Consider the following 15,179-nt stretch of genomic DNA (forward strand, 5'->3'; position numbering starts at 1 on the left):
ACGGCGGCCCCCGTCACGAGGAGAAGGGCCACCCCTGCACCATGCCCGGCGCGCGGCCCGGCTCGATGTAGTACTCGCGGCCGAACATCGCCGCGAACGCCTCGTCGGGCATGGCGAGCATCATCCCCACGTCGCTCGTCTGGCTCGCGTGCGCCTCGAGGGCCTTGCGCTTGGTGCCGAGCCACGGCGCGACGTCGACGTCCCAGTGGATGGCGGCCTCCGGTTCGCCGAGCGGGTTGCCGTCGTCCATGGGGCTGTCGGGGTCCCAGTCCTCGGCGCCGGGTGCGCCGGCCGCCCGGGCGGCCTCGTTGGACCGGCGCAACGCGTCACGGTTCATCGTCGACTCGAGGACACGAGGCCGCCGGGCCGCCAGCTCGGCACCGCGGTGGAGGACGTGGTGCACCTTGACATGGTCGGGATGGCCGTAGCCGCCGTGCCAGTCGTAGCCGACGACGACGTCGGCGTCCTCCTCGTCGACGACCCTCGCGAACCGGGCGGCCGCCTCGTCGAGATCGGCTGCGGTGAAGGCGCTCTCGGCCGTGTTCTGCTCCCAGCCGGACATGCCGGAGTCGGCGTAGCCGAGCCAGGCGACGCGGTGCGTGCCGATGACCTCGGCGGAGCGTGCCGCCTCGGCGCGGCGCCGGTCGACCGTCGTCTCGCCCTCGGCGAGGTCGTCGGGGGCCTCTCCGTGGTCGCCGTTGGTGGCGAAGACGGCGACGACGCGGTGGCCCTCCTCGACGAGCCGGGTCATCGAGCCGGAGGTCTGCGAGGCCTCGTCGTCGGGGTGGGCGTGCAGGAAGACGATGGTCGACACGGGCCCCATCATGCCCACCGGCTCCGACACCGGCGCCGGCGCGGGACCCCGCGAGAACCCGTGCGCCGCGAGACCCCACACGGGCGGGCGCGGTCCCTACGGTGTTCCGTGGCCCGGCAGGCGTCGGGGTGCAGGGGCAGAACAGGGAGGAACACGCCATGGGTCTCCACGACGTCGTGGACCAGGGAACCGTCGACCACGACACGGTCCCACCCGCCCGCAAGGGTCTGCTCGTCGCCGCGGGGGTGCTCCTCGCCATCCCCGTCGTCGCGCTCATGTGGGTCGACAGCTACAGCCGGGTCGAGCCGAGGCTCGGGGCCTTCCCGTTCTTCATCTGGTACCAGTTCCTGTGGGTGTTCCTGTGCTCGGCGATGACGTACGCGGCCTACCGCCTCGTCCTCGCGGCACGGCCCCACCGGCCGATGACCGGTGATGACGGCGGTGCCGACGGCGCCTCCGCCCGCGCGGACGGTCGCACCGGGGGTGAGCGCTGATGGGCGGCATCAACGGCGTCGCCCTCGCCGTCCTCGTCCTGCTGTTCGCGCTCGTCACCGTCATGGGTTTCCTCGCCACCCGCTGGCGGCGCCCGGCGAGCATGGAGTCGCTCGACGAATGGGGCCTCGGCGGACGGTCGTTCGGCACCTGGGTGACCTGGTTCCTCCTCGGCGGTGACCTGTACACGGCGTACACGTTCGTCGCCGTCCCCGCGGCGATGTTCGCCCTCGGGTCGGTGTCCGGCTTCTTCGCCGTGCCCTACACGATCGTGCTCTACCCCATCATCTTCGTCTTCATGGGCCGGCTCTGGTCGGTCAGCCACCGGCACGGGTACGTGACGACCGCCGACTTCGTGCGGGGCCGGTTCGGTTCTCGCTCACTGTCGCTCGCAGTGGCGGTCACCGGCTTCCTCGCGACGATGCCGTACATCGCGCTCCAGCTCGTCGGCATCCAGGCGGTCCTCGAGGTCGTCGGGCTCGGCGGCGGCGACAACATCATCGCCAAGGACCTCCCGCTCTTCATCGCCTTCGCCCTGCTCGCGGCGTACACGTACTCGAGCGGCCTGCGCGCGCCGGCGGTCATCGCGTTCGTCAAGGACACGCTGATCTACCTCGTCATCATCGTCGCGATCATCTACCTGCCGGCGAAGGTCGGTGGCTGGGACGCGGTCTTCGGTGCGGCCGAGCAGAAGATGGCGACCCCGAACCCCGTGGACGGCAAGCCGACCGGCGCGTTCGTCCCCGGGGAGATGCAGCACTGGGCCTACGCGACGCTCGGTCTCGGGTCCGCCCTCGCGCTGTTCATGTACCCGCATTCGATCACGGCCAGCCTGTCCGCCTCGACGCGGAACACGGTGCGGCGCAACGCCGCCATCCTCCCCGCGTACAGCTTCATCCTCGGGCTGCTCGCCCTCCTCGGGTGGGTCGCGATCGCCGCGGGCACCAAGCCGATCGGCCTCGACGGCAAGCCGAACCCGCAGCTCGTCATCCCCCAGCTGTTCGAGGACGCGTTCCCCTCGTGGTTCGCCGGGGTGGCGTTCGCGGCCATCGCCATCGGTGCGCTCGTCCCTGCGGCGATCATGTCGATCGCGGCGGCGAACACCTTCACCCGCAACATCTACAAGGAGTGGATCAAGCCGGAGGCCACCCCGAAGGAGGAGGCGAGGGTCTCCAAGCTCGTCTCGCTCGTCGTCAAGGCGTTCGCGCTCGTGTTCGTCCTCGCACTCGACAAGCAGAACGCGATCAACTTCCAGCTCCTCGGCGGCATCTGGATCCTGCAGACCTTCCCCGCCGTGGTCCTCGGCCTCTACACGCGCTGGCTGCACCGGTGGGCGCTGCTCGCCGGCTGGGCCGTCGGCATGGTCTACGGCACCTGGGAGGCGTGGAACGTCGCGAACCCGCGGGCCGGCATCAACCACTTCGGCGGTTCGCTCGCGCAGCTGCCGGTCATCGGGCAGCTCGGCTACATCGCCATGACGGCCTTCGTCGTCAACCTCGTCGTCGCCGTCGCGCTGACGTTCGTGCTCCGCGCGACGAGGACCCCGGAGGGCGAGGACGAGACGATCCGTGGCGACTACTTCGCCGACGCCGGCGACCCGCGGGTCGAGAAGGTGCCCGAGCCGGTGCACCAGGGGACGCCGAACCCCTAGGCCCGACCGCGACGACGCCGGGGTGGCGGAGGTTGGCAGGATGGCCCCATGACCTCCGCCGCACCGCCGCCCCGGCTCGTCGAGCTCGCTCATGCCCACGGCGTCGCGACGGAGTATTGGGACTGGCTGGGGGAGCACGTCACGGTCTCGGCCGACGCCATCCGCGCGGTCCTCACGGCCCTCGGCGTGGAGGCTGGTGACGACGCGGCCGTCGAGACCGCCCTCGAGGGGGTCGACCTCGCCCCCTGGCGGCGCACCCTGCCGCCCACGGTCGTCACGCGCGAGGGGTGGACGCCGTGGGTCCACGTGCACGTCGCGGCGGGGTCCGCGGTCGCGCTCGAGGTCGTCCTCGAGGACGGCTCGAGCCGCCGCGTGCCGCAGGTCGAGCACCTGGTCGAGCCGCGCGAGGTCGACGGACGGCTCGTGGGGGAGGCGACCTTCGCGCTGCCGGGCGACCTGCCGCTCGGGTGGCACCGGCTCCTCGCCACCGCGGACGACCCCGTCGACGCGGCGACCACCGAGGCCGTGCTCGTCGTCACCCCGCAGCGGCTCGAGCCTCCGCAGGCGATCGCCCACGGACGCGTCGTGGGCCTGCAGACCCAGCTGTACCAGGTGCGCTCGGCGGAGTCGTGGGGCATCGGCGACCTGCGCGACCTCACCGACCTCGCGACGTGGGCGGCGTCCGAGCACGGCGCCGACTTCGTCCTCATCAACCCGCTGCACGCCGCCGCGCCCGTGCTGCCGGTCGAGCCCTCGCCCTACCTGCCGACCACCCGCCGCTTCGTCAGTCCCCTGTACCTGCGGGTGGAGGACGTCCCCGAGCTCGCGCGCCTCGGCGACACCGCCCGCGCTCGCGTGGCCGCGCTGGGGGAGCAGGCGCATGCGCTGGACGCCGCCGACTACATCGACCGCGACACCGCGTGGACCCTGAAGAAGGAGGCGCTGCGGCTCGTCTTCGACGCCGGGCTCGCACCCCAGCGTGCCGCGTCCTTCGAGGAGTTCTGCACGCGCGAGGGGGACGGCCTCACGACGTTCGCCACGTGGTGCGCCCTCGCCGAGGCGGAGGGCCTGCCGTGGACCGAGTGGCCCACCGGGCTCCAGGACCCCTCGAGCGCCGACGTGGCGGCGTTCCGCGAGGCGCACGCCGAGGACGTCGGCTTCCACCGGTGGCTGCAGTGGCTGCTCGAGCAGCAGCTGGGCGCGACCCAGCACGAGGCGCGGGCCGCCGGGATGGCCCTGGGCATCGTCCACGACCTCGCCGTGGGGGTGCACCCGCTCGGTGCCGACGCGTGGGGGCTGGGGGACGCCCTCGCCCGCGGGGTCACCGTGGGCGCGCCGCCCGACCAGTTCAACCAGCTCGGTCAGGACTGGAGCCAGCCGCCGTGGCGCCCCGACCGGCTCGCCGAGCTCGGCTACGGGCCGTTCCGGGACATGGTCCGCACGGTCCTGCGCGACTCCGGCGGCATCCGGGTCGACCACATCATCGGGCTGTTCCGCCTCTGGTGGATCCCGGCCGGGGGCACGCCCGCCGACGGCACCTACGTCCACTACGACCACGAGGCGCTGCTCGGCATCCTCGCCCTCGAGGCACAGCGGGCCGGCGCCGTCGTCATCGGCGAGGACCTCGGCGTCGTCGCCCCGCACGTGCGCGAGGACATGCGCGAGCGCGGGCTCGTCGGCACCTCCATCCTGTGGTTCGAGTGGGAGGACGACCGCCCCAAGCCGCCGGAGCACTACCGCGAGCTGTGCCTGTCGACCGTGACCACCCACGACCTGCCGCCGTCGGCCGGATACCTCTCGCTCGAGCACGTCGCCGTCCGCGAGCAGCTGGGCCTGCTGACCCGGTCGGTCGAGGAGGAGCGGGCGCACGAGCTGGCCTCCATCGGCAAGCTGCGCTCCGCGTGCGTCGAGCGCGGGCTGCTCGACCCGGACACCGCGGACGCCGGGGGCACCGACGCGGTCGTCGAGGCGCTGCACCGCTGGATGGCGCTGACGCCGAGCCGGATGCTCGCGGTGTCGCTGGCCGACGTCGTCGGTGACCTGCGCGCGGTCAACCAGCCGGGCACGCACGAGGAGTACCCGAACTGGCGGGTCCCGCTGTCGGGCCCCGACGGCTCGGTCGTGTCACTGGAGGACGTCAAGCGGGCGCCCCTCGCGGGCCGCCTCTTCGCCGCCCTGCGCGGTGACCCCCCGCCGGCCCCCTGAGCTCCGGGCCGTGGGGAGCCCGGTCAGGCGGATGGCACGGGCAACCGTCCCCGCGAGCGGCTCCCACCGGTGACGACGGCGGCGAAGCGCTCGGCGAGGGTGCGCCAGCCCCGGAGCGGCTCCCGGGCGGCGGTGACCTCGGCGAGCAGGACCTCCTGGTCGGGGGTCAGGCCGTCGGGGGAGTCCCAGCGCAGCCAGGCACCGAACACCTCGGGCGAGGTCTCCGGGTGGAACTGCACGCCCCACGCCCTCGGGCCGAACCGCAGCGCCTGTGGCCGTCCGTCGGGCAGCGTCGCGAGGACGACGGCCCCCGGCGGCGGCTGCGCCACGACGTCGTCGTTGTAGTGCACCGCGCCCCGCCCGTCGAAGCCCGACAGGAGGGGGTCCTCGTGCCCGGCCGCGGTCAGCGCCACCGGGACGACCCCGACGGTGCGCCCCGACGGGTTCCGCTCGACCCGTCCCCCGAGCGCCACCGCCGACAGCTGGTGCCCGAGGCAGACCCCCAGCGTCGGGAGCTCCCGGGAGACGGCCTCAGCGACGAGGGCGCGGGTCGCGGCGAGCCACGGCGCGACGGCGTCGTCGCAGGCGCCCATCGCCCCACCGAGGACGACGAGCCCGTGGTGCCGGGCCTCGTCCAGCCGCGGGGGGAGGGCCTCGCCGAGGTCGCCCCGGACGATGTCGAGGGTGAGGCCGAGGTCGGTCCACCACTCGCCGAGCCACGCCACGGGGGCGTCGGGTTCGTGCTGGACGACGAGGAGTCGCGACGCGGTCATGCGCCCATGGTGCCTCAGCCGACCTGGGTGCCGACGAGGGCGCCGATGCCGTAGGTGACCACCATCGCGATGAAGCCGCCGGCGACGACCCGCACGGTCGCCCGCCGCGCGTCGGCCTCGCCGAGGCGCGCGCTGAGCCAGCCGGTCGCGGCGAGGGCGAGGACGACGGCGACGACCGTCACCGGCACCCGCCACGACAGGGGCGGCAGGACGATGGCGAGCAGCGGCAGCAGCGCCCCCACGGTGAACGAGGCCATCGACGCCCAGGCGGCGTGCCACGGGTTCGTCAGGTGCTCGGGGTCGATGCCGAGCTCGGCCTCGGCGTGCGCGGCGAGGGCGTCGTGCGCGGTGAGCTCGACCGCGACGCGCTGGGCGAGGTCGGGGGAGAGGCCCTTCTCCGCGTAGATCGCCGCGAGCTCGGCGAGCTCGGCCTCCGGCTCCTCGGCGAGCTCGCGGACCTCCTTGGCGATGAGGGCGCGCTCGGAGTCGCGCTGGGTGCTCACCGACACGTACTCGCCGACGCCCATGCTCAGCGCGCCCGCCGCCAGGCCCGCGACCCCGGCGGCGAGCACCGGGCCCCGCGAGGGCGTGGCCGCCGCGACGCCGACGACGAGGCCGGCCGTCGAGACGATGCCGTCGTTCGCGCCGAGCACGGCGGCGCGCAGCCAGTTGAGGCGGCTCGCGAAGCCCTGCTCGTGGGCCTCGCCGTGGTCCGGGACCGTGGCCGGGGCGGCAGCAGTCGGGTCAGCCACCGGGGGTGGCTCCCTCGGCCCGTGCGGCTGCGGAGATGCGGTGCGCCAGCTCGATGTCGAGCTGGGTGATGCCGCCCGCGTCATGGGTCGTGAGCAGCCACGACGTCGTCCGCCACCGGATGTCGATGTCGGGGTGGTGGTTCATCTGCTCGGCCTCGTCGGCGGCGGCGACCACGAGGCGGACCGCGGCCGGGAAGTCGGGCGCCTCGAGCGTGGCGACGATCGCGTCGCCCTCGCGCCGCCAGCCCGGCAGCCCCTCGAGCTGGGTGGTGACCTCGTCGTCGGTGAGGAGTCGGCTCATGCGCGCCATCATCCTCCACGGGCTCCGGCCGCGGCACCTGAGGCGAACCTCACCACCGCGGCCCCACCCGCGGGCGCGGGCCTACAGCGCCTCGGTGACCGAGGCCGGCCCCATGAGGGAGTCGCCGTCACCCGTGGTGTCGACCTGCTCGACCGCCACCGCCTCGACGTCGTGCGGCGTCAGCTCGCCGCGCTCGATCTGCTCCGCCCAGTGGCAGGCGACCCGGTGGCCGGCCGGCATCCCCGGCAGGTCGAGGACGCGCAGCTGCGGCCGCTCGTCGTCGCACCGCGTCGGCTGCCGCCACGGGCAGCGGGTGTGGAAGCGGCACCCGGGCGGCGGGTTCGACGGCGAGGGGAGGTCGCCGGTGAGCAGGATCTGCTCACGCGTGTCCTCGACGGCCGGGTCGGGGACCGGCACGGCCGACAGCAGGGCCCGCGTGTACGGGTGCAGCGGCTGGGCGTAGAGGTCGTCGGCCGTGGCCTCCTCGACGAGCCCGCCGAGGTACATGACACCGATGCGGTCGCTGATGTGGCGGACCACCGCGAGGTCGTGGGCGACGACGAGGTAGGTGAGGGCGAACTCGTCCTGCAGCTCCTCGAGCAGGTTGATGACCTGCGCCTGGACCGAGACGTCGAGGGCGGAGACCGGTTCGTCGGCGACGATGAGCTTCGGCTCGACCGCCAGGGCCCGGGCGATGCCGATGCGCTGGCGCTGGCCGCCGGAGAACTCGTGCGGGTACTTCGTGAGGGCGGCGGCGGGCAGCCCGACCGCCGCGAGCAGCTCGCGCAGCCGCTTCTTCGTGGCGGCGTCGTCGTCGGCCAGACCGTGCGCCCGCATGCCCTCGACGAGGAGCGACTCGACCGACTGGCGCGGGTCGAGGCTGCTCATCGGGTCCTGGAAGACCATCTGGAAGTCCTTGCGCCGGGTGCGCAGCTCCTCGCCCTTGAGCGAGGCGATGTCGGTGCCGTCGATCGTCACCGAGCCCTCGGTCGGGGGCTCGAGGTTGAGGATCGCCTTGCCGAGGGTCGACTTGCCGCAGCCGGACTCGCCGACGAGGCCGTAGGTCTCCCCGCGCCGGATCTGCAGGTCGACGCCGTCGACCGCGTAGACGTGCCCGACGACCTTGTCGAAGATGACGCCGCGCTTGATCGGGAAGTGCACCTTGACGCCGCGGACGTCGACGAGGACGTCCGGGTCCTGCTCGGGCGCCGGGGCCTCGGCCGGGGCGGTGGTCTCGGTCATCGGGTCGCCTCCACGGGGTTGAAGCAGCGCAGGGCGCGGCGGTAGGACTCCTCCAGCTCGGGCGTTCGCTGCGTGCAGGTCTCGATGCGGTTGAAGCACCGTGGCGCGAACGCACACGCGTCGGCCCACGGCAGGTTGTCGGCGACCGAGCCCGGGATGGGCGTGAGCCGTTCACCGCGGGGTGCGTCGAGCCGCGGGATGGAGCCGAGCAGGCCCGCGGTGTACGGGTGTCGCGGGTCGGCGAACAGCTCGTGGCGGTCGCCGCGCTCGACGATCCGTCCGCCGTAGAGGACGTTGACCTCGTCGCACAGCCCCGCGACGACGCCGAGGTCGTGCGTGATCATCACGAGCGCGGTCCCGGTCTCGACGACGAGCTCCTTGAGCAGGGCGAGGATCTGGGCCTGGATCGTCACGTCGAGGGCCGTCGTCGGCTCGTCGGCGATGAGGAGGCGCGGGGCGCAGGCCAGCGCCATCGCGATGAGGGCGCGCTGGCGCATGCCCCCCGACATCTGGTGCGGGTAGTCCTTGAGCCGGCGGTCGGGGTCGGGGATGCCGACCCGCTGGAGCAGGTCGCGCGCGACCGGCCGGGCCGCCTTGCGCGACATCCCGCGGTGCCGCTCGAGCACCTCGGTGACCTGCAGCCCCACCGGGACCACGGGGTTCAGCGACGACAGGGGGTCCTGGAAGATCATCGCGATGTCGCGGCCGCGGCGGTCGCGCATGTCGTCCTGGCCGAGCGAGAGCAGGTTGGTGCCCTCGAAGGACGCCTCGCCCTCGACGGTGTTGCCGCGCCGGGGCAGCAGCCCCATGATCGCGAGCGAGGTGACCGACTTGCCGCAGCCGGACTCGCCGACGAGGCCGACGGTCTGGCCGGGGCGGACGTCGAAGCTGACGCCGTCGACCGCGCGGAAGGGCTGCTCGCCGCGCCGCTGGAAGGTGACCCGGAGGTCGCGGACGGACAGCAGCGGCTCGTCGCCGCGGGACGTGCCGGGGGGTGTGGTCGCCGTGGCGGTCATCGGTGCGTCACCTCCTGCTCTTGGGGTCGAGGGCCTCGCGCAGCGACTCGCCCATGAGGGTGAAGCCGAGCGCGACGACGATGATGCACAGCGCCGGGTAGTAGGCGAGGTGCGGGTGGTCGTAGATGAACTGCTGCGAGGCGCCGAGCATCTGGCCCCACTCGGGGTCGCGGTCGTCGGGGTTGCCGAGGCCGAGGAAGGACAGCGCGGCGGCGTCGATGATGGCCGTCGCGAGGACGAGGGTCGCCTGGACGATGACCGGCCCGAGCGAGTTCGGCAGCATGTGCCGGAACACGATGGCGCGGGGCCTGACCCCGAGGGCACGGGCCGCGAGCACGTGGTCGCTGTAGCGCTGGGCCAGCATCGACCCGCGCAGGAGCCGGGCGAAGATCGGTACCTGCACCACCGAGACGGCGATGATGACCGTCCACTGGCTCGGCCGGCTCGCGAGGGCCGCGAGCGAGAAGGCCAGGAGCAGCGAGGGGATGGAGAGCAGGACGTCGACGACGCGCATCACGAGCGAGTCGACCCAGCCGCCGAAGGCGCCCGACAGGATGCCGAGGACGAGGCCGCCGGCGAGGCCGAGCAGGGTCGCGAGCACACCGACGATGAGCGTCTGGCGGCTGCCGACGAGGAGCCGGGAGAACAGGTCGCGCCCCTTGTTGTCGGCCCCGAGCGGGAAGCCCGGCTCCGGCCCGGGGACCGGGTTGCTCTGCTGGCGGACCTTCTCGATGAGCAGGCCCTCGCTCGGGTCGTGCGGGGCGATGAACGGCGAGACCACCGCGAGGATCACGAAGGCCACGGTGATCGCGAGCCCGAGGAGGAACACGGGGTTGCGGCGCAGCCGCTGCCACGCGCTGGCGATGAGGGAGACGCCGGGGGCCTCGTCGATGGTGCCGGCGTCGGCGACCGCGACGCCGCCGGCGGTGGCCGCGAGGTCGTCGATGCGCTGCTTGCGCCGGTTCATGGGGTTCGCGGGGCTCATCGGGTCCTCACCCTCGGGTCGATGACGGCGTAGGAGATGTCGACGAGCAGGTTGACGACGACGTAGATGCCGGCCGAGGCCAGGATCAGGACCTGGAGCACCGGGAAGTCCTTGTTGGAGAACGACTGGTACATGGCGCTGCCGAGGCCGGGGAAGTTGAACACCGACTCGGTGAGCACCGCCCCCGCCAGGAGACCGCCGACCTGGAGGCCGATCGTCGTGACGACCGGGAGGAGGGCGTTGCGCATGACGTGGCGGGCCCGGATGACGCGCGCGGTGAGGCCCTTGGCCTCGGCGGTGCGCACGTAGTCCTCGTCGAGGACGTCGAGGACGGACGCCCGGGCGATGCGGAAGATCACCGCGAACGGGATCGTCGCCAGCGTCACCGCGGGCAGGACGAGGTGCTTGAGGGCGTCCGCGGAGCAGTCGAGCTCGCGGGTCAGCAGCCCGTCGAGGACGAAGAAGTTCGTGACACGCGTGCAGTTCAGCCCGGGGTCCTGTCGGCCCGAGACGGGGAAGATGTTGTGCTCGACGGCGAGCTGGTACTTCAGCACGAAGGCGAGGAAGAAGACGGGGACGGCGACGCCGATGAGGGAGAGGATGACGAGGCCGCTGTCCCACGCCGAGTTGCGCCGCTTCGCGGCGAGGTAGCCGAGCGGGATCGCGAGGACGAGCGCGATGAGGAGGGCGCCGACGCTCAGCTCGATCGTCGCCGGCAGCCGCGTCAGGAAGATCTCGAAGGCGTCGCGGCCGGGGAGCACGGCGGTCGAGGCGCCGAACTCGCCATTGGCGGCCCGCTGCACGAACTTCGCGTACTGGACCCAGATCGGCTGGTCCAGGCCGAGCGCCCTCGTGAGCGCCTCGCGGTTGGCCGGGGTGGCCCGCTCCCCGAGCAGTGCCGAGACGGTGCCGCCGGGGAGGGCCTTGAGCCAGAGGAAGAGGAGCAGGGACAGCACGACCACCACTCCCACCATCTGGAAGAGGCGTCTGATGATGAATCTCGCCACGGTGTGGGTGCTCCTGGTTCGGGGCTGGACGGCGATGGCCGCCTCGGACCCTAACGGTCCGAGGCGGCCACCGGGAACTTCGCTGACTGTGACCGGTCGAGGCGTGAGCCTCAGGTGGTCACTTGCCGCTGACCGTCACCTGGTCGAACATCTCGGCGGTCAGCGGGCTGGCCACGAGGCCCTGCACGCCACCGCTGGTGACGAGCGCCGGCGGGGAGTGGCTGACCGGGATGCCCGGCAGGTACTCCTCGGCGATCTGCTGGTTGATCTTCTGGTACGCGGCCTCACGCTCGCCCTCGTCGACGATCGCGTCGGCCTTCTTCAGCTCCTCCGAGAGGGTCTTGCCCCACGGGTAGAGCTTGGTGCCGAAGTCGTTGGCCTCGAGGTTGCTGAAGAACGTGCCGAGGAAGTTGTCGGCAGCGTTGTAGTCACCGGTCCAGCCGAGCAGCCACGCGTCGAACTTGCCGGCGCTGGCGTCGTCGAGGTAGCCACCGTTCCACGGCTTGCTGACGACCTCGACCTTGATGCCGGCGGCCTCGAGGTCCTTCTTGAAGGCCTCGTGGATCTTCTGGGGGTCCGGCATGTACGGACGCGACACCTCGGTCGGGAACGCGAACTGCAGGGTCATCCCCTCGGCGCCGGCCTCCTTGAGGAGCGACTTGGCCTTCTCCACGTCGTACGGGTACGGCTGGAGCGAGGTGTTGTAGCCGGCGACGGCCTCGGGCATGAACTGCGAGGCCACCTTGGCGCCCTCGGGCAGCTGGGTCTTGACCATCTGCTCGCGGTTGGTCGCGTGGGCGATCGCCTGGCGGACCCGGAGGTCCTTGAGCTTGTCGTTCTTCGACGCGTTCAGGCCCAGGTAGAGGATGTTGAAGGCGGGCCGGATCTCGACCTTGTTGCCGGCGTCCTCGAGGCCCTTCCAGTCGACCGGGTTCGGCAGGTCGTAGCCGTCGATGGAGCCCGCCTGGAGCTCCTGGCGACGGGTCGACTCGTCGGGGATGATCTTGAAGACGAGCTTGGCCGTCTTCGGCTTCTCGCCGTAGTACTGGTCGTTCGCGACGAGCGTGACCGTCTTGTTGGCCTCGTCGTACTTGTCGAGCTTGTACGGGCCGATGCCGACCGGGGCGGTCGAGTACGCCGGGTAGGTGAAGCCCTCGCCGGCGGCCTGGACGTTGTTGGCGTCCCCGGCCTCGAGCGCCTTGGGGGACTGCATCGAGAAGGAGTCGAGCGAGAGGATCGTCGGGAAGCTCGAGGTCGCGCGCGTGATCGTGATCGTCGCGGTCGACTCGTCCTTGGCCTGGCAGCTCTTGTAGAGCGAGTCCGCCGGCTTGTCGCTGAAGCTGCCGAAGAAGTAGCCCCAGTACTCGGCGGCCGTCTGGCCGGCGCCCTTCTGCTCGAACATGCGCGTCATGTTGTAGCAGACGGCCTCGGCGTTGAACGGCTCGCCGTCGGAGAACTTCACGCCCTGGCGGAGCTTGAAGTCCCACGTGAGGCCGTCCTCGGACGGGGTCCAGCTCTCGGCGAGCTCCGGCTGCACGTCGGCGGTGCCGGGCTTGACGCCGAGCAGGCCCTGGTGGATCTGCCGCGTGACGCGGAAGGTCTCACCGTCCGTGGCGTAGAAGGGGTCGAACAGCTTGGGGGCGCCTGCGGCGCCGAAGGTGAACGTGTCCTTGGTCGTGCCGGCCGAGCCGGACGCGCCGCTGCCGGAGTCGCGATCGGACTGCGCGCAGGCCGTCACGGTGAGGGCGGCGGCCGCCATGAGGGCGACCGGCACCTTCCGCTGGAGCTTCATCGATAAACCTCGCTTGGGTGTGCGAACGCTCGAGACGACCGGGTCGGACGCCCGAGGACTGGTGCCGAGTCGGCGCGGGCGAGCCGCACCATCCACCGACAAGGCGGGACCATAACGGCAAAACTGCGCCGGTTGCCGCTCCGAACAGCATGGTTATGCAGTTGAGACCCGCCGTCGCCGAACGCCCGGCGGCCGGCACCCGTTACACCGGATTCGGTCGTGGGCGCAAGACCTGAGAGACTGGTGGGCATGTCTGCCTCCCGCCGCGACGACCTCCGCAACGTCGCCATCGTCGCCCACGTCGACCACGGAAAGACCACCCTCGTCGACAAGATGCTGTGGCAGTCGGGGGCGTTCGGTGAGCACCAGCACGTCGACGAGCGGGCCATGGACAGCGGCGACCTCGAGCGCGAGAAGGGCATCACCATCCTCGCGAAGAACACCGCCGTCCGGTACGCCGGCAAGGCCGCGACCGACGCCGGGCTCGCCGACGGCATGACGATCAACATCATCGACACCCCCGGTCACGCCGACTTCGGCGGCGAGGTCGAGCGCGGCCTGTCGATGGTCGACGGCGTCGTGCTCCTCGTCGACGCGAGCGAGGGGCCGCTCCCGCAGACCCGGTTCGTGCTCCGCAAGGCGCTCGCCGCCCAGATGCCCGTCGTGCTCTGCATCAACAAGGTCGACCGCCCCGACGCCCGCATCAGCGAGGTCGTCGACGAGGTCTACGAGCTGTTCATGGACCTCCTCGTCGACGCCGAGCACCACCAGGACCAGCTCGAGTTCCCGATCGTCTACGCGTCGGCCAAGGCGGGCATCGCCTCGCTGACCCGCCCGGCCGACGGTGCCCTGCCCGACGGCACCGACCTCGAGCCGCTGTTCCGCACGATCATCGAGACGATCCCGGCGCCCTCCTTCGACGCGGACGCGCCGCTCCAGGCCCACGTGACCAACCTCGACGCCTCGAACTTCCTCGGCCGCCTCGCCCTGCTCCGCGTCCACAACGGGACGATCCGCAAGGGCCAGCAGGTCGCGTGGTGCCGCAAGGACGGCTCGGTCGAGCGGGTGAAGATCACCGAGCTGCTCATGACCGAGGCGCTCGAGCGCCGCCCCGCCGACTCCGCCGGGCCGGGCGACATCATCGCCGTGGCCGGTATCCCCGACATCACCATCGGCGAGACCCTCGCCGACCCCGACGACCCGCGCCCGCTGCCGCTCATCACGGTCGACGAGCCGGCGATCTCGATGACGATCGGCATCAACACCTCGCCGATGGCCGGCCGGGTCAAGGGCGCCAAGGTCACCGCTCGGCTCGTCAAGGACCGCCTCGACCGCGAGCTCGTCGGCAACGTGTCGATGCGCGTGCTGCCCACCGAGCGTCCCGACGCCTGGGAGGTCCAGGGCCGCGGCGAGCTCGCGCTCGCGATCCTCGTCGAGCAGATGCGCCGCGAGGGCTACGAGCTGACCGTCGGCAAGCCCGTCGTCGTGACCCGCGAGGTCGACGGCAAGGTCCACGAGCCGGTCGAGCGCCTCACCATCGACACCCCCGAGGAGTACCTCGGCGCCATCACCCAGCTGCTCGCCGCCCGCAAGGGCCGCATGGAGCAGATGACGAACCACGGCACCGGCTGGGTCCGGATGGAGTACCTCGTCCCCTCGCGCGGGCTCATCGGCTTCCGCACCCAGTTCCTCACCGACACCCGCGGCACCGGCATCGCCCACCACGTCTTCGAGGGCTACGAGCCGTGGGTCGGCGAGATCTCCACGCGGATCAGCGGATCGCTCGTCGCCGACCGCGCCGGCGCGGCCACCGCCTACGCGATGATGAACCTGCAGGAGCGCGGCACCTTGTTCATCCCCCCGACGACCGAGGTCTACGAGGGGATGATCGTGGGCGAGAACTCCCGCGTCGACGACATGGACGTCAACATCACCAAGGAGAAGAAGCTGACCAACGTCCGCTCCGCCGGTGCCGACGTCCTCGAGCGGCTCGCCCCGCCGCGGGCGCTCTCCCTCGAGCAGTCGCTCGAGTTCTGCCGTGAGGACGAGTGCGTCGAGGTCACGCCCGAGGCCGTCCGCATCCGCAAGGTCGAGCTCGACCAGACCCTGCGCGCCCGCACCGCCGCGCGGGCCCGGAGGAGCTGAACGC

General features: G+C 72.1%; 13 protein-coding genes. 4 read left to right on the forward strand and 9 right to left on the reverse strand.

Annotated elements, in window-relative coordinates; all coding sequences use genetic code 11:
• Positions 1–13: 13 nt before the first annotated feature.
• A complete protein-coding gene (locus ACK8HX_RS14810; RefSeq protein ID WP_411941492.1) occupies positions 14–814 on the reverse strand; it encodes a PIG-L family deacetylase in 801 nt (266 codons plus the stop codon).
• A 158-nt stretch (positions 815–972) separates the two neighbouring features.
• Between ACK8HX_RS14810 and ACK8HX_RS14815 the strand changes: the two genes are divergently transcribed.
• Genes ACK8HX_RS14815 through malQ form a run of 3 tightly spaced genes read left to right on the forward strand, consistent with a single transcriptional unit; the run spans position 973 to position 5,162 of the window.
• Entirely contained in the window at positions 973–1,308 is a 336-nt protein-coding gene (locus ACK8HX_RS14815) for a DUF3311 domain-containing protein (protein WP_411941493.1), read from the forward strand.
• On the forward strand, positions 1,308–2,957 hold the full coding sequence (gene mctP / locus ACK8HX_RS14820) for a monocarboxylate uptake permease MctP (RefSeq protein ID WP_411941494.1): 1,650 nt from the start codon (positions 1,308–1,310) through the stop codon (positions 2,955–2,957). The genes ACK8HX_RS14815 and mctP overlap by 1 nt, the downstream gene beginning before the upstream one ends.
• 48 nt (positions 2,958–3,005) lie before the next feature.
• Positions 3,006–5,162: a 4-alpha-glucanotransferase gene (malQ, locus tag ACK8HX_RS14825; protein WP_411941495.1), complete on the forward strand. Its 2,157-nt coding sequence runs from the start codon at positions 3,006–3,008 to the stop codon at positions 5,160–5,162.
• A gap of 23 nt (positions 5,163–5,185) precedes the next feature.
• Here the strand turns inward: malQ and ACK8HX_RS14830 are convergent, their stop codons facing one another.
• The 8 genes from ACK8HX_RS14830 to ACK8HX_RS14865 form a co-directional block, all read right to left on the reverse strand.
• Positions 5,186–5,935 (reverse strand): type 1 glutamine amidotransferase, encoded by a 750-nt coding sequence (locus tag ACK8HX_RS14830; protein ID WP_411941496.1) that lies wholly within the window; start codon positions 5,933–5,935, stop codon positions 5,186–5,188.
• 14 nt (positions 5,936–5,949) lie between these two features.
• Positions 5,950–6,687, reverse strand: coding sequence for a VIT1/CCC1 transporter family protein (locus ACK8HX_RS14835; protein WP_411941497.1), 738 nt, complete (start codon positions 6,685–6,687; stop codon positions 5,950–5,952).
• A complete protein-coding gene (locus tag ACK8HX_RS14840) occupies positions 6,680–6,988 on the reverse strand; it encodes a 4a-hydroxytetrahydrobiopterin dehydratase (protein ID WP_411941498.1) in 309 nt (102 codons plus the stop codon). Before ACK8HX_RS14840 ends, ACK8HX_RS14835 begins: the two co-directional genes overlap by 8 nt.
• Positions 6,989–7,069: 81 nt before the next feature.
• Positions 7,070–8,230 carry an ABC transporter ATP-binding protein gene (locus ACK8HX_RS14845; RefSeq protein ID WP_411941499.1) on the reverse strand — a complete coding sequence of 387 codons (1,161 nt, stop codon included), beginning with the start codon at positions 8,228–8,230 and terminating at the stop codon, positions 7,070–7,072.
• Positions 8,227–9,246 carry an ABC transporter ATP-binding protein gene (locus ACK8HX_RS14850; RefSeq protein WP_411941500.1) on the reverse strand — a complete coding sequence of 340 codons (1,020 nt, stop codon included), beginning with the start codon at positions 9,244–9,246 and terminating at the stop codon, positions 8,227–8,229. Before ACK8HX_RS14850 ends, ACK8HX_RS14845 begins: the two co-directional genes overlap by 4 nt.
• A gap of 7 nt (positions 9,247–9,253) precedes the next feature.
• Positions 9,254–10,231, reverse strand: coding sequence for an ABC transporter permease (locus ACK8HX_RS14855; RefSeq protein WP_411941501.1), 978 nt, complete (start codon positions 10,229–10,231; stop codon positions 9,254–9,256).
• Complete coding sequence (locus ACK8HX_RS14860; RefSeq protein WP_411941502.1) at positions 10,228–11,238, reverse strand: ABC transporter permease; 1,011 nt, start codon at positions 11,236–11,238, stop codon at positions 10,228–10,230. The genes ACK8HX_RS14855 and ACK8HX_RS14860 overlap by 4 nt, the downstream gene beginning before the upstream one ends.
• Before the next feature lie 118 nt (positions 11,239–11,356).
• Positions 11,357–13,030 (reverse strand): ABC transporter substrate-binding protein, encoded by a 1,674-nt coding sequence (locus ACK8HX_RS14865; protein WP_411941503.1) that lies wholly within the window; start codon positions 13,028–13,030, stop codon positions 11,357–11,359.
• Positions 13,031–13,279: 249 nt separating this feature from the next.
• On the opposite strand from ACK8HX_RS14865, the gene typA reads away from it, so the two are divergent.
• Positions 13,280–15,175 (forward strand): translational GTPase TypA, encoded by a 1,896-nt coding sequence (typA, locus tag ACK8HX_RS14870; RefSeq protein ID WP_411941504.1) that lies wholly within the window; start codon positions 13,280–13,282, stop codon positions 15,173–15,175.
• The last annotated feature ends 4 nt before the right edge of the window (positions 15,176–15,179 follow it).

Origin of the sequence: Oryzobacter faecalis, assembly GCF_046764005.1 — a bacterium.
Taxonomy (GTDB): Bacteria; Actinomycetota; Actinomycetes; order Actinomycetales; family Dermatophilaceae; genus Oryzobacter; species Oryzobacter faecalis.

What these genes read in the sequence shown, in the direction of transcription:
- ACK8HX_RS14815 (WP_411941493.1), top strand. Translation starts at nt 973, where the DNA reads ATGGGTCTCCACGACGTCGTGGACCAGGGAACCGTCGACCACGACACG.
- mctP (WP_411941494.1), top strand. Translation starts at nt 1,308, where the DNA reads ATGGGCGGCATCAACGGCGTCGCCCTCGCCGTCCTCGTCCTGCTGTTC.
- malQ (WP_411941495.1), top strand. Translation starts at nt 3,006, where the DNA reads ATGACCTCCGCCGCACCGCCGCCCCGGCTCGTCGAGCTCGCTCATGCC.
- ACK8HX_RS14830 (WP_411941496.1), bottom strand. Translation starts at nt 5,935, where the DNA reads ATGACCGCGTCGCGACTCCTCGTCGTCCAGCACGAACCCGACGCCCCC.
- ACK8HX_RS14840 (WP_411941498.1), bottom strand. Translation starts at nt 6,988, where the DNA reads ATGAGCCGACTCCTCACCGACGACGAGGTCACCACCCAGCTCGAGGGG.
- ACK8HX_RS14845 (WP_411941499.1), bottom strand. Translation starts at nt 8,230, where the DNA reads ATGACCGAGACCACCGCCCCGGCCGAGGCCCCGGCGCCCGAGCAGGAC.
- ACK8HX_RS14850 (WP_411941500.1), bottom strand. Translation starts at nt 9,246, where the DNA reads ATGACCGCCACGGCGACCACACCCCCCGGCACGTCCCGCGGCGACGAG.
- ACK8HX_RS14855 (WP_411941501.1), bottom strand. Translation starts at nt 10,231, where the DNA reads ATGAGCCCCGCGAACCCCATGAACCGGCGCAAGCAGCGCATCGACGAC.
- ACK8HX_RS14865 (WP_411941503.1), bottom strand. Translation starts at nt 13,030, where the DNA reads ATGAAGCTCCAGCGGAAGGTGCCGGTCGCCCTCATGGCGGCCGCCGCC.
- typA (WP_411941504.1), top strand. Translation starts at nt 13,280, where the DNA reads ATGTCTGCCTCCCGCCGCGACGACCTCCGCAACGTCGCCATCGTCGCC.